The 20,153-nt window shown below is 61.7% G+C and carries 32 protein-coding genes; 1 reads left to right on the plus strand and 31 read right to left on the minus strand.

From position 1 onward, the window contains the following. Window positions 1-23 precede the first annotated feature (23 nt). From NKI06_RS25200 to NKI06_RS25210, 3 genes are all read right to left on the minus strand, one after another. The gene (locus NKI06_RS25200; protein WP_023698807.1) at window positions 24-854 is read right to left on the minus strand and encodes an aspartyl/asparaginyl beta-hydroxylase domain-containing protein; all 831 of its coding nucleotides are present in this window, start codon (window positions 852-854) and stop codon (window positions 24-26) included. A gap of 182 nt (window positions 855-1,036) precedes the next feature. Continuing rightward, window positions 1,037-2,347 carry a replication-associated recombination protein A gene (locus NKI06_RS25205; RefSeq protein WP_352987533.1) on the minus strand — a complete coding sequence of 437 codons (1,311 nt, stop codon included), beginning with the start codon at window positions 2,345-2,347 and terminating at the stop codon, window positions 1,037-1,039. Between the two features lie 47 nt (window positions 2,348-2,394). Beyond that, window positions 2,395-3,888, minus strand: a complete 1,494-nt coding sequence (locus NKI06_RS25210) for a DegQ family serine endoprotease (RefSeq protein ID WP_023736687.1) — start codon at window positions 3,886-3,888, stop codon at window positions 2,395-2,397. Between the two features lie 331 nt (window positions 3,889-4,219). Here NKI06_RS25210 and NKI06_RS25215 point away from each other — a divergent pair, with 331 nt between their 5' ends. After that, window positions 4,220-4,648 (plus strand): hypothetical protein, encoded by a 429-nt coding sequence (locus tag NKI06_RS25215; RefSeq protein WP_352987534.1) that lies wholly within the window; start codon window positions 4,220-4,222, stop codon window positions 4,646-4,648. 82 nt (window positions 4,649-4,730) lie between these two features. Here NKI06_RS25215 and rplQ read toward each other — a convergent pair whose 3' ends face one another. The 28 genes from rplQ to NKI06_RS25355 form a co-directional block, all read right to left on the minus strand. Next, window positions 4,731-5,162 (minus strand): 50S ribosomal protein L17, encoded by a 432-nt coding sequence (gene rplQ, locus NKI06_RS25220; protein WP_023736689.1) that lies wholly within the window; start codon window positions 5,160-5,162, stop codon window positions 4,731-4,733. A gap of 105 nt (window positions 5,163-5,267) precedes the next feature. Further along, window positions 5,268-6,278, minus strand: coding sequence for a DNA-directed RNA polymerase subunit alpha (locus tag NKI06_RS25225; protein ID WP_023682599.1), 1,011 nt, complete (start codon window positions 6,276-6,278; stop codon window positions 5,268-5,270). A gap of 102 nt (window positions 6,279-6,380) precedes the next feature. Further along, window positions 6,381-6,770, minus strand: coding sequence for a 30S ribosomal protein S11 (gene rpsK / locus NKI06_RS25230; RefSeq protein ID WP_006205444.1), 390 nt, complete (start codon window positions 6,768-6,770; stop codon window positions 6,381-6,383). A 126-nt stretch (window positions 6,771-6,896) separates the two neighbouring features. After that, entirely contained in the window at window positions 6,897-7,265 is a 369-nt protein-coding gene (gene rpsM / locus NKI06_RS25235) for a 30S ribosomal protein S13 (protein WP_006205445.1), read from the minus strand. A 210-nt stretch (window positions 7,266-7,475) separates the two neighbouring features. Further along, window positions 7,476-8,084 carry an adenylate kinase gene (locus tag NKI06_RS25240; RefSeq protein ID WP_023701778.1) on the minus strand — a complete coding sequence of 203 codons (609 nt, stop codon included), beginning with the start codon at window positions 8,082-8,084 and terminating at the stop codon, window positions 7,476-7,478. Then, complete coding sequence (secY, locus tag NKI06_RS25245; protein WP_023672761.1) at window positions 8,081-9,421, minus strand: preprotein translocase subunit SecY; 1,341 nt, start codon at window positions 9,419-9,421, stop codon at window positions 8,081-8,083. The genes NKI06_RS25240 and secY overlap by 4 nt, the downstream gene beginning before the upstream one ends. Before the next feature lie 257 nt (window positions 9,422-9,678). Beyond that, the gene (gene rplO, locus NKI06_RS25250; RefSeq protein ID WP_023672760.1) at window positions 9,679-10,149 is read right to left on the minus strand and encodes a 50S ribosomal protein L15; all 471 of its coding nucleotides are present in this window, start codon (window positions 10,147-10,149) and stop codon (window positions 9,679-9,681) included. A 22-nt stretch (window positions 10,150-10,171) separates the two neighbouring features. Beyond that, a complete protein-coding gene (gene rpmD, locus NKI06_RS25255; protein ID WP_006205449.1) occupies window positions 10,172-10,369 on the minus strand; it encodes a 50S ribosomal protein L30 in 198 nt (65 codons plus the stop codon). 24 nt (window positions 10,370-10,393) lie between these two features. After that, the gene (gene rpsE, locus NKI06_RS25260; protein WP_006333394.1) at window positions 10,394-10,957 is read right to left on the minus strand and encodes a 30S ribosomal protein S5; all 564 of its coding nucleotides are present in this window, start codon (window positions 10,955-10,957) and stop codon (window positions 10,394-10,396) included. Window positions 10,958-11,111: 154 nt separating this feature from the next. Then, entirely contained in the window at window positions 11,112-11,471 is a 360-nt protein-coding gene (rplR, locus tag NKI06_RS25265) for a 50S ribosomal protein L18 (protein WP_023682602.1), read from the minus strand. A gap of 140 nt (window positions 11,472-11,611) precedes the next feature. Further along, window positions 11,612-12,145, minus strand: a complete 534-nt coding sequence (rplF, locus tag NKI06_RS25270; protein ID WP_023682603.1) for a 50S ribosomal protein L6 — start codon at window positions 12,143-12,145, stop codon at window positions 11,612-11,614. Window positions 12,146-12,186: 41 nt separating this feature from the next. Next, the gene (rpsH, locus tag NKI06_RS25275; protein WP_006205453.1) at window positions 12,187-12,585 is read right to left on the minus strand and encodes a 30S ribosomal protein S8; all 399 of its coding nucleotides are present in this window, start codon (window positions 12,583-12,585) and stop codon (window positions 12,187-12,189) included. Window positions 12,586-12,597: 12 nt separating this feature from the next. Then, a complete protein-coding gene (rpsN, locus tag NKI06_RS25280) occupies window positions 12,598-12,903 on the minus strand; it encodes a 30S ribosomal protein S14 (protein WP_010909282.1) in 306 nt (101 codons plus the stop codon). Window positions 12,904-12,930: 27 nt separating this feature from the next. Further along, on the minus strand, window positions 12,931-13,530 hold the full coding sequence (gene rplE, locus NKI06_RS25285; RefSeq protein ID WP_023672755.1) for a 50S ribosomal protein L5: 600 nt from the start codon (window positions 13,528-13,530) through the stop codon (window positions 12,931-12,933). Beyond that, window positions 13,523-13,837 carry a 50S ribosomal protein L24 gene (gene rplX / locus NKI06_RS25290; protein WP_013531428.1) on the minus strand — a complete coding sequence of 105 codons (315 nt, stop codon included), beginning with the start codon at window positions 13,835-13,837 and terminating at the stop codon, window positions 13,523-13,525. Before rplX ends, rplE begins: the two co-directional genes overlap by 8 nt. A gap of 12 nt (window positions 13,838-13,849) precedes the next feature. Then, window positions 13,850-14,218: a 50S ribosomal protein L14 gene (gene rplN / locus NKI06_RS25295; protein WP_006205457.1), complete on the minus strand. Its 369-nt coding sequence runs from the start codon at window positions 14,216-14,218 to the stop codon at window positions 13,850-13,852. A gap of 72 nt (window positions 14,219-14,290) precedes the next feature. Continuing rightward, window positions 14,291-14,530 carry a 30S ribosomal protein S17 gene (gene rpsQ / locus NKI06_RS25300; RefSeq protein WP_010909280.1) on the minus strand — a complete coding sequence of 80 codons (240 nt, stop codon included), beginning with the start codon at window positions 14,528-14,530 and terminating at the stop codon, window positions 14,291-14,293. 11 nt (window positions 14,531-14,541) lie between these two features. Continuing rightward, window positions 14,542-14,742 carry a 50S ribosomal protein L29 gene (gene rpmC, locus NKI06_RS25305; protein WP_006205459.1) on the minus strand — a complete coding sequence of 67 codons (201 nt, stop codon included), beginning with the start codon at window positions 14,740-14,742 and terminating at the stop codon, window positions 14,542-14,544. Window positions 14,743-14,755: 13 nt separating this feature from the next. After that, complete coding sequence (rplP, locus tag NKI06_RS25310) at window positions 14,756-15,169, minus strand: 50S ribosomal protein L16 (RefSeq protein ID WP_006205460.1); 414 nt, start codon at window positions 15,167-15,169, stop codon at window positions 14,756-14,758. A gap of 26 nt (window positions 15,170-15,195) precedes the next feature. Next, complete coding sequence (gene rpsC / locus NKI06_RS25315) at window positions 15,196-15,921, minus strand: 30S ribosomal protein S3 (protein ID WP_023672753.1); 726 nt, start codon at window positions 15,919-15,921, stop codon at window positions 15,196-15,198. Then, window positions 15,921-16,310 carry a 50S ribosomal protein L22 gene (gene rplV, locus NKI06_RS25320; RefSeq protein ID WP_006205462.1) on the minus strand — a complete coding sequence of 130 codons (390 nt, stop codon included), beginning with the start codon at window positions 16,308-16,310 and terminating at the stop codon, window positions 15,921-15,923. Before rplV ends, rpsC begins: the two co-directional genes overlap by 1 nt. 2 nt (window positions 16,311-16,312) lie before the next feature. After that, window positions 16,313-16,591, minus strand: coding sequence for a 30S ribosomal protein S19 (gene rpsS / locus NKI06_RS25325; protein WP_006205463.1), 279 nt, complete (start codon window positions 16,589-16,591; stop codon window positions 16,313-16,315). A gap of 16 nt (window positions 16,592-16,607) precedes the next feature. Beyond that, window positions 16,608-17,441: a 50S ribosomal protein L2 gene (rplB, locus tag NKI06_RS25330; RefSeq protein ID WP_023706515.1), complete on the minus strand. Its 834-nt coding sequence runs from the start codon at window positions 17,439-17,441 to the stop codon at window positions 16,608-16,610. A 23-nt stretch (window positions 17,442-17,464) separates the two neighbouring features. After that, a complete protein-coding gene (locus NKI06_RS25335) occupies window positions 17,465-17,758 on the minus strand; it encodes a 50S ribosomal protein L23 (protein WP_023672751.1) in 294 nt (97 codons plus the stop codon). Further along, complete coding sequence (rplD, locus tag NKI06_RS25340; RefSeq protein ID WP_023672750.1) at window positions 17,755-18,375, minus strand: 50S ribosomal protein L4; 621 nt, start codon at window positions 18,373-18,375, stop codon at window positions 17,755-17,757. Before rplD ends, NKI06_RS25335 begins: the two co-directional genes overlap by 4 nt. Then, entirely contained in the window at window positions 18,375-19,103 is a 729-nt protein-coding gene (gene rplC / locus NKI06_RS25345; protein ID WP_352511939.1) for a 50S ribosomal protein L3, read from the minus strand. The genes rplD and rplC overlap by 1 nt, the downstream gene beginning before the upstream one ends. A 61-nt stretch (window positions 19,104-19,164) precedes the next feature. After that, complete coding sequence (rpsJ, locus tag NKI06_RS25350; RefSeq protein ID WP_010909272.1) at window positions 19,165-19,473, minus strand: 30S ribosomal protein S10; 309 nt, start codon at window positions 19,471-19,473, stop codon at window positions 19,165-19,167. Between the two features lie 69 nt (window positions 19,474-19,542). Next, window positions 19,543-20,153 (minus strand): EF-Tu C-terminal domain-related protein (locus tag NKI06_RS25355; protein ID WP_023743048.1); only part of this gene is annotated, 611 nt, incomplete at its 5' end.

Raw genomic sequence — 20,153 nt, forward strand, 5'->3', positions numbered from 1 at the left:
GTCAATCCCTTCAGGCCAACGCCTCAGGTCGTCTCGACCTTCTTTGCCTTGCTCGAGCCGATCATCTTCCAGTTCTTGTAGAACATGGAATTGATGCGCTCGACGGTTACCGAAACGATGGCCAGAAGTCCGGCGATGAAGCCGGGGAACGGCGACGGGCGGATGATGTCCATGAACACGCAGTAGCGGCGTCCGTCATACTCGTTGACCGAGCGGTGCAGCAGCGTGTCGTCGAAAATATAGAGCGGGTTGTCGTGCCAGTAATTCCTCGCGCCGTTGCATTCGACGAAAACCTCTGCCTTCACCGGCAAGAGATTGTAGAGGATGCGCAGGCTGAGCCGCAGCGGTCCGAAATGCCAGGAAGTCGATTCCTTGCCTCTGAAGACAGATACGGCAATGGTCTTGATGTATTTGAAATCCTTGTTGAATTCCGCGACATTGTCGATCCGGTGCTTGCCGTACCACTGATAGACATACATGCCGCGACGACCGGTGCCGAAATTGGCGTCGATATCGGCGATGATCTCGTCCTTGCGCGCCTTGAAGACGTCAAGAACCTCGTTGACCTCGCGCTGATAATCGGCGGGAAACTGCTCCAGCTTCCACACGCCCGGGTTCCTGTAGCAAACGAGGTCCACCAGCAGATTGAAGGGCGACAGCAGCCAGGTGAAGATGCCATTGCCGAGGAAATAGCCGCGCAACAGCGACAGATCCTTGTTGGCGTTGCGCAGCACATCGATCAGGCCGCAGACGATCCAGATCGTGGTCAGGATCGGAATGAAATAGAAGCCGAGCGCGAGCAGCGGGACAGCAATCACAGCCTGGCGAAGCGTCTTGCGAAGGGATTTTGTCATTTCTGTTCGCGCGGCGCGCTGTCCCCGTTCCGAATTATCGCCCGTCCTGGCAGCCTCCCGGCCGAGTCATGCGACGTGATAGGGCTTTTTGTCATGCGGTACAATCACACTGCTGTGACTGGCGGGGACAGAATTTCAGTTCATCGCGGGCAGGCCGAGTTCGTCACGTTTGTCCCGCGCACCTATTTTTCCCGCTCGCTGCGCAGCTTTGCCCAATAGTCCAGCCGTTTCTTGATATCGCGCTCGAAGCCGCGTTCGGGCGGATCGTAAAAGGTCTGCCGGCCCATCTTTTCGGGGAAATAGTCCTGGCCGGAAAAAGCATCGGGCTGGTCGTGATCGTAGCGGTAGCCGGCGCCGTAATCCTCCTCTTTCATCAGCTTGGTCGGCGCGTTGAGGATGTGCTTGGGCGGCAGCAGCGAACCGAACTCCTTCGCCGCCCGCGTGGCTGCCTTGAAGGCGGTATAGACGGCGTTGGATTTGGGCGCGGTGGCGAGATAGACGGTGGCCTCGGCGAAGGCCAGTTCGCCTTCGGGCGAGCCGAGATAGTCGTAGGCGTCCTTGGCGGCGTTGGCGATAACCAGCGCCTGCGGGTCGGCGAGCCCGATATCCTCCATCGCCATGCGCACCAGCCGGCGGCCGAGATAGAGTGGATCCTCGCCGGCGTCGAACATGCGGGCAAGATAATAAAGCGCCGCGTCCGGGTCGGACCCACGCACCGATTTGTGCAGCGCGGAGATCAGATTGTAGTGACCGTCCTGGCCCTTGTCATAGATCGGCGCGCGGCGCTGGACGATGCGCTGCAGCCCTTCGGGATCGAAAACCTCGCCGGGTTTGGCGGCGCGCCAGACTTCCTCGGCCAGCGTCAGCGAGGCCCGGCCGTCACCATCGCTCATGCGGATGAGCATCGCCCGCGCCTCTTCGTCGAGCGGCAGCGCCCTGCCCTCCGTCTCCTCCGCGCGCGTCATCAGCTTGGCGATGCTGTCCTCGCCCAGCGAGTGAAACACCAGTACCCGCGCGCGCGACAAAAGCGCGGCGTTCAGCTCGAAGGACGGATTTTCGGTCGTGGCGCCAACCAGCACGACGGTGCCGTCCTCCATGACCGGGAGAAACGAATCCTGCTGGGCGCGGTTGAAGCGATGGATCTCGTCGACGAACAGCAGCGTCTGGCGGCCATTGGTGCGACGCAGCTTTGCCGCCTCGAACACTTTCTTCAAATCGGCAACGCCGGAAAACACCGCTGAGATCTGCTCGAAGGCAAGGCTGGTCTCGCCGGCCAGCAGCCGCGCCACGGTGGTCTTGCCGGTGCCGGGTGGCCCCCAGAAAATCATCGAGCCGAGCGAACCGGAGTTGATGAGCCGCGTCAGTGCGCCGTCGGGGCCGGTCAGATGCTCCTGGCCGACGACCTCGCCAAGGTTTTTCGGGCGCAGCCGATCGGCCAAAGGCCGGCCGGGCGGCGCTCTTTCCGGTTCATCGACGCTGAACAGATCGGCCATCTAGGTCTTCTGGTTGGAGCACGATCCTCAGAAATGGGAAGATCGCCTCAGTAACGCAACACCTGGCGCAGTATCTGCCCGCCGCGCTCGACGGTAAAGCGCCACCAGCGTGTATCCTGCTGGGCAAGCTGCGCCAGTGTCGCCGCCGTATCGACCGTCGTGCCGTTCACCTCGCGCACGATGTCGCCCGGCTGGAAGCCGAAATCGGCGGCCGGCGAATCGCGGTTGATGTCGACCACGGTGACCCCCTTGAGGTCGGTGCGCAGGCCGAGCCGCTGGGCGAGCCTGGGCGACAGTTCCGCGACCTTGGCGCCGGAGAACGGGCTGCGGCCATGCAGGGTCACTTCCGACGCCTTGGCGCCTTCCGGCGCGCGCTCCAGTGCAATCTCCATCGTCGCCTGCTGGCCCTTGCTCAGGATGGCGAAGGTCGCCTTGGTGCCGATCGACAGGGTCGCCATGCGGTAATCCAGCGCCTCGATGCCTTCGACCGTCGTGCCATTGAGCTGCAGCACGACATCGCCGGGCTTCAGCCCTGCCTTGGCCGCCGGTCCGGCTTCCTCAACCGACGACACCAGCGCGCCGGTCGGCTTCTCCATGCCGAGCGATTCGGCGATCTGCGGTGTGACCGCTTCGAATTCGGCGCCTATATAGGGCCGCTCGAAGAAATCGAGCCCGGCCTTGGCCGCGTCGGCGAAGGCACGCACCATGTTGGCGGGGATGGCAAAGCCGATGCCGATCGAGCCGCCGCTGCGGCTGTAGATGGCGGTGTTGATGCCGACCAGCTGGCCGCCCATGTTGATCAGCGCGCCGCCGGAATTGCCGGGATTGATGGCGGCGTCGGTCTGGATGAAGTAGCCCGAATCCGAAACGCCGATATGGCTGCGGGCAAGCGCCGAAACGATGCCGCTGGTGGTGGTCTGGCCGACGCCGAACGGATTGCCGATGGCCAGCACCAGGTCGCCGACCTCGAGCGCGTCGGAATCGCCGATGGCGATCACCGGAAACGGCTTGTCGGAGGTGATCTTGAGCACGGCGAGGTCGAGCGTCTCGTCCTTGAGCATGACCTTCGAGGTGAATTCGCGCCCGTCGGCGGTCGCGACCTTGACCTCGTCGGCATCCTTGATCACGTGGAAATTGGTGACGACGACGCCGCTCGGGTCGACCAGCACGCCCGAGCCGAGCGAGGATTGCGCGCGCGGCTGCGCGCGGCCGAAAAATTCCTCGAAGAACGGATCGCCGTCAAAGGGCGACGTGACCTTGGCCGTCTGCGACGCATAGACATTGACCACGGCCGGCGCCGTCTGCTTGACCAGGGGCGCAAACGACAGCTGCACCTCTTCGCGGCCGAACGGCACGCGCTTGTCGGGACCGGAGGTGCCGTTCTCGCCCTCGACGCCATGCAAGAGGTCGGTCAGCACATCGGAGAGCCCCGGATCGGCTGGCTTGGCGGCGTCCTCGGCCAGGGCGTCTTTCACGGCCGGTGCCGCGGCAAAGGCGGCCAGCGCGCAAAGGGCAACAAGAAACAGCCGTTTGAAGTGCATTCCGAATCCTCCAGGTCGGGCGCCATTGTCCCGACGATTGTGCAAAATGAAAGGCTAAGCCCCTGAAATCTGATTATTCTGGCCCGCAAAGCAGCTATAGGTCGGCTTGAAACTGAAAACCTGCGTCGACCTTCATGAAAAAACAACTCCTGTCATTCCGTGACTTTTTGAAGACCGGCACTTTTGGGCCTGTTTTCCCTTCTCTGAAAATGATCGACATCGCCAGTATGCTAGGTCCGCCTGACGGCTGGATCACGGAACATGCAGAGACGATTCCGGTCTATTGGACTTTCGGAAAGCTCGAAATTTCCTTTGATGAAGAAGCACCTCATTGGATGAACTGGTTTCAGATCGAAGAAGCGGCTATCTCGAAGGTGATTTTGAGGTTCTCACCGATCGCCTTGTGCTCTCATTGGATGGGTTCAGTGGAGAGACGAAGCCTTCGGAATTCCTGGCTGCCGGCCTTTGGGCTCCAGAAGAGGCAGCGGTTTTCTACGCCGCCTTGAGCGACGATATCTTGCTGAACATCTGCGCGGGTCCCATTCAGATTCATTTCCGAGTTGATACAGACTTCATCGAAGATGGGGACGCCCAAAAATACCTGGCCAATTCCACCGTGTCGCAAGTGGTCAGCGATATCGATTCCCGCGCCACCCTCGACAGTATCTATTCCTATCCCCAACCGGCGTTCGAAGAGATCCCCGGCGCCTTCAATTGGAATCTGCTTAGCGGTCGCGACTACCTGACGCTTGCTCGCTAAACGTAAGGCTCGCTAAACGTAGGACGCTGGTAACAAAAAGGGGCCCGAAGGCCCCTTTGAATTCATCCAGAAACCCCCAGCCTTATGCGGCCGCGGTTTCCTCATTGGTGCCTTCAGCTTCGAGGCGAGCGCGGTCGCCGGCGCCCTTGGCGTCGGTGTCACGGTCGACGAACTCGATGACCGCCATGGCGGCATTGTCGCCGTGGCGGAAGCCCGCCTTCATGATGCGCAGATAGCCGCCATTGCGGGTGGCGTAGCGCGGCGCGATCGTGTCGAACAGACGCTTGACGACGCCTTCATTGCCGATCTGGGCAATCACCTGGCGGCGCGCATGGAGGTCGCCGCGCTTGCCGAGCGTCACCAGCTTCTCGACGATCGGACGCAGATCCTTCGCCTTCGGCAGGGTGGTGACGATCTGTTCGTGCTCGAGCAGCGACACGGCGAGGTTGGCGAACATCGACTTGCGATGGCTAATGCTTCGGGCGAAGCGGCGGCCTTTAAAACCGTGGCGCATGGCTCTTTTCCTTCTTCAGTTGTTCAAGAGGCCGTGGCCTCTGATGGTTTTCCGCATGACCGTCGGATCGAGCGGCTCACGCCGCCGATCCTTGGAAATTCATGCTCAATATTGGTCTTCGTAACGCTTGGCGAGGTCTTCGATGTTTTCCGGCGGCCAGTCCGGCACTTCCATGCCGAGGTGCAGGCCCATCGCCGCGAGCACTTCCTTGATCTCGTTCAGCGACTTGCGGCCGAAGTTCGGGGTGCGCAGCATCTCGGCTTCGGTCTTCTGGATGAGATCGCCGATGTAGACGATGTTGTCGTTCTTCAGGCAGTTGGCCGAACGCACCGAAAGCTCGAGTTCGTCGACCTTCTTGAGCAGCGCCGGGTTGAAGGCGAGCTCTGTGACGGCTTCGGTGGCGACTTCCTTCTGCGGCTCGTCGAAATTGACGAACAGGCCAAGCTGGTCCTGCAGGATGCGGGCAGCGAATGCCACCGCGTCCTCGCCCGAGATCGAACCGTCGGTCTCGATGGTCATGGTCAGCTTGTCATAGTCGAGAACCTGGCCCTCGCGGGTATTTTCGACCTTGTAGGAGACCTTCTTGACCGGCGAATACAGGCTGTCGACCGGGATCAGGCCGATCGGCGCGTCTTCGGCGCGGTTGCGGTCGGCCGGCACGTAACCCTTGCCGGTGTCGACGGTGAATTCCATGCGGATTTCAGCGCCCTCGTCCAGCGTGCAGATGACGTGGTCCGGGTTGAGGATCTCGACGTCGCCAACCGTCTGGATGTCGCCAGCCAGAACCGCACCCGGGCCCTGCTTGCGAACGACCATGCGCTTGGGACCATCGCCTTCCATGCGGATGGCGATTTCCTTGATGTTGAGGACGATGTCGGTCACGTCCTCACGCACGCCGGCAATCGACGAGAATTCATGCAGAACGCCGTCGATCTGCACGGCGGTGACAGCCGCACCGCGCAGCGAAGACAAAAGCACGCGGCGCAGCGCGTTGCCGAGCGTCAGGCCGAAGCCGCGCTCGAGCGGCTCGGCGACCAGCGTGGTCAGCGTCTTCTTCTTCGACGAGAACTCGATCTTGTTCGGCTTGATCAGTTCCTGCCAATTTTTCTGGATCATGATGCTTTCCTTCCGTTGACCCGCCACCATCCAATCGTGGCGGGCGACCTGGAGTGCCGTGGAGGAGCGCCTTGAGGCGCTCACGCGGCGTTCGGTAATGTCTTAGACGCGGCGCTTCTTGCGCGGGCGGCAGCCATTGTGCGGGATCGGCGTCACATCACGGATCGAGGTGATGGTGAAGCCGGCAGCCTGCAGGGCGCGAAGCGCCGATTCACGACCGGAGCCGGGTCCGCAGACCTCGACTTCGAGCATGCGCATGCCGTGTTCCTGGGCCTTCTTGGCGACGTCTTCGGCAGCCATCTGGGCGGCAAACGGGGTCGACTTGCGCGAACCCTTGAAGCCCTGGGCACCGGCCGACGACCAGGCAATGGAATTGCCCTGCGCGTCGGTGATGGTGATCATCGTGTTGTTGAAGGTCGAATTGACGTGGGCAACGCCCGACGAGATGTTCTTGCGTTCGCGACGGCGAACACGAGCGGCTTCCTTGGCCATGATAGTCCTTTCAGTTGATCTCTACACCGCCGTAATGCCAGCGGCTCCACCTTTGAAAGCGAGTAGTGAGCAGGGACCAGCGAATAGGGAACCCCTACTCGCTAATAGCCACTCGCTATCGCTCACTTACTTCTTCTTGCCGGCGATCGACTTGGCCGGGCCCTTGCGGGTGCGTGCATTGGTGTGCGTGCGCTGGCCGCGAACCGGCAGCGAACGGCGGTGACGCAGACCGCGGTAGCAGCCGAGGTCCATGAGACGCTTGATGTTCATCGACACTTCGCGGCGCAGGTCGCCTTCGACCTGGTAGTCGCGGTCGATGGTCTCGCGGATCTGCAGCACTTCCGCGTCGGTCAACTGGTTGACGCGGCGCTCGGCCGGGATGCCGACCTTGTCGACGATCTCCTGGGCGAACTTCTTGCCAATGCCGTGAATGTACTGAAGCGCAATGACGACGCGCTTGTTGGTCGGAATGTTGACGCCGGCTATACGAGCCATATTCTTCTTTCTCCATGTGGGACCGGCCGGCCTTCAAAACAAGGCATGCGCGGCGCTGTTCAAATTACCCCGCGTCCGGTGGAGGCCGGCCCTTGCGGGAGTTCCCTAGTTTCAATGCGGCTGCCTTGCCCTTGCGGACAAGCAAGCCTCATGCCTGATAGGAAGACGGGCCGCCATAACCCAGCGAACCGTTCCAGTCAAGCGCAATCTTTACTTTACCGTAACGGTCTCCCGCGTCACCGCCGCGAGCAGCGCTTCAATCTCCGCCGTCACGGTGTCGACAGGAGCCATGCCGTCGACACTCCTAAGCGAGCGTTTGGCGTAATAATAGCCGATCAGCGGCGCCGTCTTCTTGTAATATTCCCGCAGGCGCTCTTCGAACACCACCGGATTGTCGTCCTTGCGCACCGGCTGTCCGGCGGCCTTGGCGTCGTCGGCGCGCTTGACGATGCGGCCGACCAACGCTTTGTCGTCGACGACGAACTCGATCACGGCATCGAGGCCAATGCCGCGCTCGGCGAGCATCGATTCAACCGCATCAGCCTGCACCAGCGTGCGCGGATATCCGTCGAGGATGAAACCGTTGGTGCAATCGGGCTGGTCGATGCGCTCGGCCACGATCGCGTTGACAATGGCGTCGGAAACCAGCTCGCCGGCATCCATCACCGCCTTGGCGCGCTTGCCGACTTCAGTGCCGGCCTGTACGGCGGCCCGCAGCATGTCGCCCGTCGACAGCTGCGGTATGCCGTATTTTTCTACCAGTCTTTGTGCTTGCGTCCCCTTGCCCGCTCCTGGCGGCCCAAGCAATATCAATCTCATCTGGCCTTCTTCCCCCCGCGCAGCTTCGACTTCTTGATCAGGCCCTCATACTGGTGCGCGATCAGGTGACCCTGGATCTGCGCCACCGTATCGAGGGTTACACTGACCACGATCAGAAGCGATGTGCCACCGAGGTAGAATGGTACGCCAGTCGCCGAAATCAGGAACTCGGGCAGCAGGCACACCAGCACCAGATAGATGGCGCCGACGACGGTGATGCGCGTCAGGACATAGTCGATGTAATCGGCGGTGCGCTCACCCGGACGGTAGCCCGGAATGAAGCCGGAATGCTTCTTGAGCTGGTCGGCGGTGTCCTTCGGATTGAACACGATGGCCGTGTAGAAGAAGGCGAAGAACACGATCATTGCCGCATAGAACAGCATGTAGAGCGGCTGGCCGTGGCCGAGCGAGGCGAGCACGGTGCTTGCCCATGCCGGCAGGTTTGTCGTCTGCGAGAAGCCAGCGACCGTTGCCGGCAGCAAAAGCAGCGACGACGCGAAGATCGGCGGAATGACGCCCGACGTGTTGAGCTTCAGCGGCAGATGCGAGGTATCGCCCTGGAACATGCGGTTGCCGACCTGGCGCTTCGGATACTGGATCAGCAGGCGGCGCTGCGCGCGCTCGAAGAACACGATCAGCGCGATGACGATGATGGCCAGCACGATGATCGCGAGTATCAGCCCGGTCGATAGGGCGCCGGTGCGGCCGAGCTCCAGCGTGCCGGAGATGGCGCGCGGCAGGCCGGCGACGATGCCGGAAAAGATGATCAGCGAAATGCCGTTGCCGATGCCGCGGGCGGTGATCTGCTCGCCCAGCCACATCAGGAACATGGTGCCGCCAACCAGCGTGACGACGGTCGAGATGCGGAAGAACATGCCGGGATCGTTGACGATGCCGTTGCCGCCTTCCAGGCCCACTGAAATGCCGTAGGCCTGCACCAGCGCCAAGAGCACCGTGCCGTAGCGCGTGTACTGGTTGATGACCTTGCGGCCCTGCTCGCCTTCCTTTTTCAGCGCTTCCAGCGACGGAATGACCGAGGTCATCAGCTGCATGATGATGGAGGCTGAGATGTAAGGCATGATGCCGAGCGCGAAGATCGCCATGCGCTGCACGGCGCCGCCGGCGAACATATTGAACATGCCGAGCACGCCCTTGGCCTGCGAAGAGAAGGCCTGCGCGAATGCATCCGGATTGATGCCGGGCAGCGGGATATAGGTGCCGAGGCGATAGACGAGCAGCGCGCCGACGGTGAACCAGATTCGCTTCTTCAGGTCCTCCGCCTTGGCGAAAGCCGCAAAGTTCAGATTCGAGGCTAGTTGTTCAGCAGCCGAAGCCATGCCTGATTCTCCGCTAGAGCATGATGCCGAAAAGTGTGAAGCGGTTTTCGGACAACGTCATGCGCTACTTCTTTGATTTGTATGTCACGCTCGATGCCCGCAGCTCAGGCGGCGCGTGGCACCGAAGCTCACGAGATAAGCTCCGGGCTCTAAACATGCAAGCGGCCGCGTTGACGCGGCCGCCTAATTGATTGGATCAAAGCGCAATCGTGAACAAAAACGGATACCGTTCCTGCCGGCCGCGCTTCAAATTGCCGTTACTCCGCTGCCGCTTCCGGCAGCTTGACCGAACCGCCGGCCTTTTCGATCTTCTCGATCGCGGCCTTGGAGGCGCCGGCGACGTCGAAGGCAAGCTTTGCCTTGAGCTCGCCGTCCGAGAGGATGCGCACGCCGTCCTTGACGCGGCGGATGACGCCGGCGGCAACGAGTGCCTCGGCCGTCACGGTCGCCTTGGCGTCGAGCTTCTTGGCATCGAGCGCCGTCTGGATACGAGCCAGCGACACGACGACAAAGCTCTTGGCGAAGATGTTATTGAAGCCACGCTTCGGCAGGCGCCGATAGAGCGGCATCTGGCCGCCCTCGAAGCCGTTGATGGCAACGCCGGAGCGCGCCTTCTGGCCCTTGACGCCGCGACCGCCGGTCTTGCCCGAGCCGGAGCCGATGCCACGGCCGAGACGCTTCTTGGAGTGCGTCGCGCCGTCCTTGTCACGCAGATCGTTGAGTTTCATCTGGGTTCTCCTGCGCTTTTGCTCAGCCCTCGTCCACGACGCGGACGAGATGCTGGACGGCAGCGATCATGCCGCGCACCGAGGGAGTGTCCTCCAGCGTGCGCTGCTTGTGCATCTTGTTGAGGCCGAGGCCGACCAGCGTTGCGCGCTGTTCCTTCGGGCGGCGGATCGGCGAACCGATCTGCTCAACGGTGATGGTCTTGGTTGCTTTCTTGGCCATGGTCAAAATCCCTGGTCAGATCGACTATTCTTCAGCCGCAACGGCGGTGCCGCGGCGGGCCTGAAGGGTCGAATACTTGATGCCGCGCGCAGCAGCCACATCCTTGGGATGCATCTGGCTCTTCAGCGCGTCGAACGTGGCGCGAACCATGTTGTAGGGGTTCGACGAACCCATCGACTTGGCGACCACGTCATGCATGCCGAGCGTCTCGAAGACAGCGCGCATCGGGCCGCCGGCGATGATGCCGGTACCCTGCTTGGCAGCGCGCAGCAGCACGCGTCCGGCACCCCAGCGTCCTTCGACGTCGTGGTGCAGCGTGCGGCCAGAGCGCAGCGGCACGAAAATCATGTCGCGCTTGGCCGACTCGGTTGCCTTGCGGATCGCTTCCGGCACTTCGCGCGCCTTGCCGTGACCGAAGCCGACGCGGCCCTTCTGGTCGCCGACGACGACGAGTGCTGCAAAACCGAAGCGACGGCCGCCCTTGACGACCTTGGCGACACGATTGATGTGGACGAGCTTGTCCACCATGCCGTCATCGCGTTCTTCACGATCGCGGCCGCGGCCGCCATCCCTACGTTCCTGTGCCATATCCTGTTCCTTGTTTTTTTCCGGAAGCACGGTTGCTGATAAGATCCGGTGCGCCTCTTTGGGTCACCGGGGGCGAACTATTTTTCCTTGCATGATCTTGTCCGAAAAGTCTGCAACTTTTTGCTGCGCTGACCTTCGGTTCGGGATCAGGCAATTAGAAGCTCAGACCGCCTTCACGGGCAGCCTCGGCCAGCGCCTTGACGCGGCCGTGATAGATGTAGGCGCCGCGGTCGAAGACGACTTCCTTGACGCCGGCCTTCGAAGCGCGCTCGGCGATCAGCTTGCCAACAGCGGCTGCTGCCTCGGTGTCGGCGCCGGTCTTGAGCGAACCCTTGAGGTCCTTCTCGAGTGTCGATGCAGCCGCGATGGTATGGCCCTTGGCGTCGTCGATGACCTGCACGTAGATGTTCTTCGACGTGCGGTGAACCGAGAGACGCGGACGTTCGCCGGCGACCTTCTTGATCTGGCGGCGGACGCGCTGCGCGCGGCGCTGGATGGATTCCTTGGTAGCCATGATAGTCTTCCTTGCCTTCAAAAAACGGGGGCCGCCATGTGCGGTAGGCGAAAGCGCCACCCGCGACCGCTCCCCGCGGCGTTAAACTTCTTTGGCTTGGCCTTTTCCGAAAAGTCTGCAACTTTTCGGGGCCAAGCCTACTACTTCTTCTTGCCTTCCTTGCGGACGATCTTCTCGCCGGCATAGCGGACACCCTTGCCCTTGTAGGGCTCGGGACCGCGATACTCGCGGATCTCGGCTGCAACCTGGCCGACCTGCTGCTTGTCGATGCCGGTCACGGTGATTTCCGTCGGCTTCGGCACAGTGATCGTGATGCCGGCCGGCGTCTCGTAAACGACGTCGTGGCTGAAGCCAAGCGCGAGCTGCAGGTTCTTGCCCTGAAGTGCCGCGCGATAGCCGACGCCGGTGATCTCGAGCTTCTTCTCGAAACCGTCCTTGACGCCCTGCAGGATGTTGACGATCTGCGTGCGCGACATGCCCCACTTGGAGCGGGCAGTCTTGGTCTGGTCGCGCGGCTGGACAGCGATTTCGCTGCCTTCCATCTTGACCAGCACTTCGTCGTTCACCACGAACTTCAGCTCGCCCTTGGGGCCCTTCGCCGTCACGGTCTGGCCGTTGACGGTCGCGGTCACGCCCTGCGGCAGCGAAACGGGTTTCTTTCCAATACGAGACATTTGGTTGTCCTCGTCACTTCTCTTGTTTCAGGTCTGCCGAATTAGAAAATCTGGCAGAGGATTTCGCCGCCGACATTCTGTTCGCGTGCTTCGTGATCGGCCATCACGCCCTTCGGCGTCGAAAGGATGGCGATGCCGAGGCCGTTGGCGACGTGCGGGATCGACTTGGCCGAAACGTAAACGCGGCGGCCAGGCTTCGAGACGCGGGCGATTTCGCGCACGACCGGAGCACCGTCGAAATACTTCAGCTCGATTTCGATTTCGGACTTGCCGTTGTCGAAGTCGGTCTGGCTGTAGTCGCGGATATAGCCTTCAGCCTTCAGCACGTCGAGGACGCGGGTACGCAGGCGCGAGGCCGGCGTCGAAACGCTCGACTTCTTGCGGCCATACGCGTTGCGGATGCGGGTCAGCATATCGCCGAGAGGATCGCTCAATGACATGTTATGTCCTCCTTACCAGCTCGACTTGACCAGGCCCGGGATCTGGCCGTTATTGCCGAGATCACGAAGCGCGATGCGCGATACTTTGAGCTTGCGATAATAGGCGCGCGGACGGCCGGTAACTTCGCAGCGGTTGCGGATGCGGATCTTGGCCGAGTTGCGCGGCAGGGCAGCAAGCTTCAGCTGAGCGCGGAAACGCTCTTCCATCGGCTTGGACTGGTCCATGATGATCGCCTTGAGCGCTGCGCGCTTGGGACCGTACTGGTCGGCAAGCTTGCGGCGCCTGTTGTTCTTCTCGACTGAGCTGGTCTTTGCCATTTCAGATTTTTCCTTTTCTCGCTGCCGTTACTGGCGGAAGGGGAAGTTGAAGGCCTTGAGCAACGCCCTGGCTTCGTCGTCCGTCTTCGCAGTCGTACAAACGATGACGTCCATGCCCCAGATCTGATCAACCTTGTCGTAGTTGATCTCCGGGAACACGATGTGTTCCTTGATGCCCATGGCGTAGTTGCCACGGCCATCGAAGCTCTTCGGATTCAGTCCGCGAAAGTCGCGGACGCGCGGCAGTGCGATGTTCACGAGACGGTCGAGGAACTCGTACATGCGTTCCTTGCGCAGCGTGACCTTGGCGCCGATCGGCATCTTCTCGCGGACCTTGAAGCCGGCGATCGAATTACGGGCGCGGGTGACGACGGCCTTCTGGCCGGCGATCATCGCCAGGTCTTCGGCCGCGATCGAAGGCTTCTTCGAATCCGCGGTCGCTTCGCCGACGCCCATGTTCAGCACGATCTTGTCGATGCGCGGAACCTGCATCTCGTTCTCGTAACCGAACTGCTCCTGCAGCGCCTTGCGGATGGTCTCGTTGTAGACCTGCTTGAGGCGCGGCGTGTTCTGGGCCTTGGACTGTTTGCTTTCAGCCTTGGGCTTCGTGGTTTGAGCCTTAGCCATTGATGACTTCTCCCGAGCGCTTGGCGACGCGCACCTTCTTGCCGTCCTTCTGGAAGATGAAGCCGACGCGGGTCGGCTTGCCATCCTTGGGGTCGGCCAGCGCGATGTTCGACAGCTGGATCGGCGCTTCCTTGGTGATGATCCCGCCCTCTTGGGACTGGGACTGCTTCTGGTGACGACGGATCATGTTGACGCCGCGCACCAGCGCGGTGTCTTCCTTCGGCTGAACCGAAAGGACTTCGCCCGAACGGCCCTTGTCCTTGCCGGCCAGCACGACGACCTTGTCGCCTTTTCTAATCTTTTGCATTGGTCCGGCTCCTTACAGCACTTCAGGCGCGAGCGAGATGATCTTCATGTGGTTCTTGGCGCGGAGTTCGCGCGGAACCGGTCCGAAGATACGCGTGCCGATCGGCTCTTTCTTGTTGTCGACGAGAACGGCCGCGTTCTTGTCGAAACGGATCACGCTGCCGTCCGGGCGGCGGATGTCCTTGGCCGTGCGAACCACGACCGCCTTCATCACATCGCCCTTCTTAACGCGGCCGCGCGGAATGGCTTCCTTGATCGACACCACGATGATGTCGCCTACGGAAGCGTATTTCCGCTTCGAGCCGCCCAGCACCTTGATGCACATGACACGACGGGCGCCGGAATTATCCGCGACGTCGAGGTTTGTTTGCATCTGAATCATGACTGGCCGCCTTCTTCTCTTCTAACGGGACGGGCTCAAAGCCCCTCCCCGGTCTGTCCAAAATTCGGTTTGTTACGCCTGGTCCGAAGACACGACGATCCAGCGCTTGTCCTTGGAAATCGGCTTCGATTCCTGGATGAACACCTGATCGCCGACCTTGTGGGCGTTGTTCTCGTCGTGCGCCTTGTACTTCTTGGTCATGCGCACGGTCTTCTTCATCACGGGATGCGTGAAGCGCCGTTCGACCTTGACGACTACCGTCTTCTCGTTCTTGTCGCTGACGACAGTGCCCTGCAGAATGCGCTTTGGCATGATTTTCGTCCTTAAGCCTTCTTGGCCGCGGACTTTTCCGCAGCGATGGTCTTGATACGCGCAATGTCCTTGCGAACCTGCCGCACGCGCGCGGTCTTCTCGAGCTGGCCGGTGGCCTTCTGGAAGCGCAGGTTGAACTGCTCCTTCTTCAGGCTGGCCAGATCGTCGGTCAGCTGGTCCTGGGTCTTGGTCCGGATGTCTTCGGCTTTCATGATCAGCCCGTCCTTATTCTGCGATGCGCTGTACGAAGCGCGTCCTGACCGAGAGCTTGGCCGCGCCGAGACGCAGCGCCTCACGGGCGGTTTCTTCGTTGACGCCGTCGATCTCGAACATGATGCGGCCCGGCTTTACGCGCGCCGCCCAGTAATCGACAGCGCCCTTGCCCTTGCCCATGCGCACTTCAGTCGGCTTCGACGTCACCGGCACATCAGGGAAAATACGGATCCACACGCGGCCGGCACGCTTCATCTCACGAGTGATCGCGCGGCGGGCCGCTTCGATCTCACGCGCGGTGACGCGGTTCGGCTCAAGCGCCTTCAGCCCGAAACCACCGAAATCCAGGTTGGTGCCGCCCTTTGCGGTACCATGGATACGGCCCTTGAACTGCTTGCGGAACTTTGTGCGCTTTGGCTGCAGCATCGTTCTAACTCCAAATTCCTAAATAATCAGGCGTTTTCGCGACGACGACCGCGTTCGCGATCACCACCACCGCCATGCGCAGCATCACCCTCGGTCGCGCGACGCTCCGAAGCCATCGGATCGTGCTCGAGGATTTCGCCCTTGAACACCCAGACCTTGACGCCGCAGATGCCGTAAGCCGTGTGCGCCTCGGCCGTGCCATAGTCGACATCGGCGCGCAGCGTATGCAGCGGCACGCGGCCCTCGCGGTACCATTCCATGCGCGCAATCTCGGCGCCGCCGAGACGGCCGGCGCAGTTGATGCGGATGCCTTCGGCGCCCAGGCGCATGGCCGACTGAACGGCGCGCTTCATGGCGCGGCGGAACGCGATACGACGCTCGAGCTGCTGGGCGATCGACTGGGCGACCAGGGTCGCGTCGATTTCCGGCTTGCGCACTTCAACGATGTTCAAGTGCGTCTCGGACTTCGTCATCTCCATCAGCTTCTTGCGAAGCTTCTCGATGTCGGCGCCCTTCTTGCCGATGATCAGGCCCGGGCGCGCCGCATGGATGGTGACGCGGCACTTCTTGTGCGGGCGCTCGATCACGACCTTCGAAATCGCAGCCTGCTTGAGTTCCTTTTCAAGATATTTGCGGATCTTGATGTCCTCATGCAGCAGCTTGCCGTACTCGCCGGTGTTCGCGAACCAGCGCGAATCCCAGGTGCGGTTGATGCCGAGGCGCAGACCGATCGGATTGACTTTCTGGCCCATTATGCGGCCTCCCCTTTTTCTTCGACTTCACGAACGACGATCGTGAGGTGCGAGAACGGCTTTTCGATACGGCTGGCGCGACCGCGGCCACGAGCATGGAACCGCTTCATGACGATCGACTTGCCGACATAGGCTTCCGCCACGATCAGCGCATCGACGTCGAGGTCGTGGTTGTTTTCCGCGTTGGCGATCGCCGATTCCAGCGTCTTCTTGACCGTGCCGGAAATCCGCTTGGCCGAGAATTCGAGATCGGAAAGCGCTGTCGCGACCTTCTTGCCGCGGATCAGCGCGGCAACCAGGTTCAGCTTCTGCGGGCTGATACGGATCGTGCGCAGAACGGCGCGCGCTTCGTTGTCAGCAAGCCTGCGCGGAGCTTTGGCCTTGCCCATGATTATTTCCTCTTCGCCTTCTTATCCGCGCCGTGACCGTAATAGGTCCGGGTCGGAGCGAATTCACCGAACTTGTGACCGACCATGTCCTCGTTCACCGAGACGGGAACATGCTTCTGGCCGTTGTAGACACCGAAGGTGAAGCCGACGAACTGCGGCAGGATGGTGGAGCGACGGCTCCACATCTTGATCACCTCATTGCGACCACCTTCACGAACCTTGTCCACCTTCTTGAGAAGGTAGCCGTCGATGAAGGGGCCTTTCCAAATAGAACGAGTCACTTGGCGTTACCTCTTCTTAGCTCTTGCGCTGATGGCGCGAGCGCAGGATGAACTTGTCGGTCGCCTTGTTGGACCGCGTCTTCTTGCCCTTGGTCGGCTTGCCCCACGGGCTGACCGGATGACGGCCACCGGAGGTGCGGCCTTCACCACCGCCATGCGGATGGTCGACCGGGTTCATGGTCACGCCGCGATTGTGCGGGCGCTTGCCGCGCCAGACCGTGCGGCCGGCCTTGCCGTCGTTGATGTTGCCGTGGTCGGGGTTCGACACGGCGCCGACGGTGGCCATGCAGGAGCCGTGAACGACCCGCTGCTCGCCCGAGTTGAGGCGCAGGATCGCCATGCCCTGGTCGCGACCGACCAGCTGTCCGTAGCCACCTGCCGAGCGGGCAACCTGGGCGCCCTTGCCCGGCTTCAGCTCGATGTTATGGACGATCGTGCCGACCGGCATCGAGGCCAGCGGCATCGCATTGCCTGGCTTCACGTCGACCGATTCACCGGCCACGATCTTGTCGCCGGCGGCAAGGCGCTGCGGAGCGATGATGTAGGACAGCTCGCCATCGTCATACTTGATCAGCGCGATGAAGGCGGTGCGGTTCGGATCGTATTCAATGCGCTCGACCGTGCCGACGACGTCGAACTTGCGGCGCTTGAAGTCGATGATGCGGTACGAACGCTTGTGACCGCCGCCGATGAAGCGGGCCGTGATGCGGCCGTGATTGTTGCGGCCGCCCGACTTGGTCAGGCCTTCGGTCAGGCCCTTGACGGGCTTGCCCTTGTAGAGGCCCGAGCGGTCGACGATGACCAGCTGGCGGGTGCTCGGCGTTACCGGGTTGAATTTTTTAAGTGCCATGTTTGTTGTCCTCGCGGCCTAGCTCAGAGACCCGTCGCGACGTCGATCGACTGGCCGTCGGCCAGTGTCACAATCGCCTTCTTGACGTCGCTCTGGCGGCCGATCGTGCCGCGGAAGCGCTTGATCTTGCCCTTGCGGACAAGCGTGTTCACGGCCGTAACCTTGACGCCAAACAGCGCTTCGACAGCGGCCTTGATTTCCGGCTTCGACGCCTTCTTGGCGACGTTGAAAACAACCTGGTTGTTCTCGGAAGCCATGGTCGACTTTTCGGTGATCGCCGGCGAGACGATCACGTCGTAATGACGGAGGTCGGTCATTTAAAGCGCTCCTCGAGAGCCTCGACGGCGGCCTTCGAAAGGACCAGCGTGCCGCGGCGCAGAATGTCGTAGACGTTGATGCCCTGGATGGGCAGCACGTCGATGTTCGGGATGTTGGTCGCCGCCAGCTTGAAGTTCTGGTCAAGCTCGGCACCGCCGATCACCAAGGCGTTGGTCAGGCCCAGCGTCGCGAAATTCGCGATCAGCGCCTTCGTCTTGGCCTCGGTCAGCTTCAGCTCGTCGATGATGATGATCGACGCGCTCTTGGCCTTGGCCGAGAGAGCATGCCGCAAGCCCAGAGCGCGCACCTTCTTCGGCAGATCGTGCTCGTGGCTGCGAACGACCGGGCCGTGGGCCTTGCCGCCGCCGCGGAACTGCGGAGCGCGTGCCGAATGGTGACGGGCGCGGCCCGTACCCTTCTGCTTGTACATCTTGGCGCCGGTGCGCGCGATTTCGGCGCGGCCCTTGGCCTTGTGCGTGCCCTGCTGGCGCTTGGCCAGCTGCCAGCGCACGACGCGCTGCAGGATGTCCTCGCGCGGATCAAGGCCGAAAATCTCCTCGGAGAGTTTCACCTTGCCGGCGTCCTTGCCGCCAAGCGTTGTGATCTTGAGATCCATTATTCTGCTCCCTCTGCGGCCGGAGCCTCGTTCTTGGCGCCATTCTCGGCGGCAACGGCGCGGATCGCGGCAGGCTTCGGCGCATTGGCCGGCAGTGCCACCTTGGCCGCATCGCGGACCAGGATCCAGGCGCCCTTCGATCCGGGAACCGCACCGCGGATCAGGATCAGGCCGCGATCGGCGTCGGTCGAAACGATCTCGACATTCTGTGTGGTAACGCGGGTGTCGCCCATGTGGCCAGCCATATGCTTGCCCTTGAACACTTTGCCCGGGTCCTGACGCTGGCCGGTCGAACCGTGCGTACGGTGCGAAACCGAGTTGCCGTGCGTCGCGCGGCCACCACCCATGTGGTGGCGCTTGATGACGCCCTGGAAACCCTTGCCGATTGTCGTCCCCGTCACATCGACCTTCTGGCCGGCGACGAAGTGCTCGACGGTGATCTCGGCGCCGACATCGATCATGTTGTCAGCGGAGACGCGGAACTCGGCGACCTTCGCCTTCGGCTCGACGGAAGCGGTCGCGAAATGGCCGCGCATCGCCTTCGACGTGTTCTTCACCTTGGCAAGGCCAACGCCGAGCTGGACGGCGGTATAGCCGTTCTTCTCCTGCGTGCGCTGAGCCACGACCTGGCAGTTCTCCATCTGAAGAACGGTGACGGGAACATGTTCCCCGGCATCATTATAGATGCGGGTCATTCCCACCTTCTTTGCAATCACACCTGAACGCATCGGTTCAATTCCTTTAGAGTTCCGGGCCAGGGGCACCGCCCCTTACCGCGCTCTCATTCCCTTAGAGCTTGATCTCGACGTCGACACCGGCGGCCAGATCGAGCTTCATCAAAGCATCGACCGTCTGCGGGGTCGGATCGACGATGTCGAGCAGACGCTTGTGCGTGCGCATCTCGAACTGCTCGCGGCTCTTCTTGTCGACGTGAGGCGACCGGTTGACCGTGAACTTTTCGATCCGCGTCGGCAGCGGAATGGGGCCGCGGACGTTTGCTCCGGTGCGCTTGGCCGTCGACACGATTTCTTTCGTCGAGGCGTCGAGCACGCGGTGATCAAACGCCTTCAGGCGGATGCGGATATTCTGTCCGTTCATGCGTCACTTCCTTGTTCTGGCGCGGCGCGGGCAAATCCTGCGCCCGCGACAGATCGGTTTAAGTCCAAATTACTCTTTGATGGTGACGACGATGCCGGCACCGACGGTGCGGCCGCCTTCACGGATGGCGAAGCGCAGCTTCTCTTCCATGGCGATCGGCACGATCAGCTCGACATCGACCGTGATGTTGTCGCCGGGCATAACCATTTCCGTGCCTTCCGGCAGCGACACGATGCCGGTCACGTCGGTCGTGCGGAAGTAGAACTGCGGACGGTAGTTGGTGAAGAACGGCGTGTGACGGCCACCTTCGTCCTTGGTCAGGATGTAGGCTTCGGCCACGAACTTCTTGTGCGGCTTCACCGTACCGGGCTTGGCCAGAACCTGGCCGCGCTCGACGCCTTCACGATCAACGCCGCGCAGCAGCGCGCCGATGTTGTCGCCGGCCTGGCCCTGATCGAGCAGCTTGCGGAACATCTCGACGCCCGTGCAGGTCGTCTTGGTCGTCGGACGGATGCCGATGATTTCCAGTTCCTCGCCGACCTTGACGATGCCGCGCTCGACGCGGCCGGTGACGACCGTGCCACGGCCCGAGATCGAGAACACGTCTTCGATCGGCATCAGGAACGGCTTGTCCAGCGGACGAACCGGCGTCGGGATATAGGCATCGACCGCAGCCATCA

The sequence above is a fragment of the Mesorhizobium sp. M0772 genome, from assembly GCF_040320135.1.
In the GTDB taxonomy this organism is placed as follows: Bacteria; Pseudomonadota; Alphaproteobacteria; order Rhizobiales; family Rhizobiaceae; genus Mesorhizobium.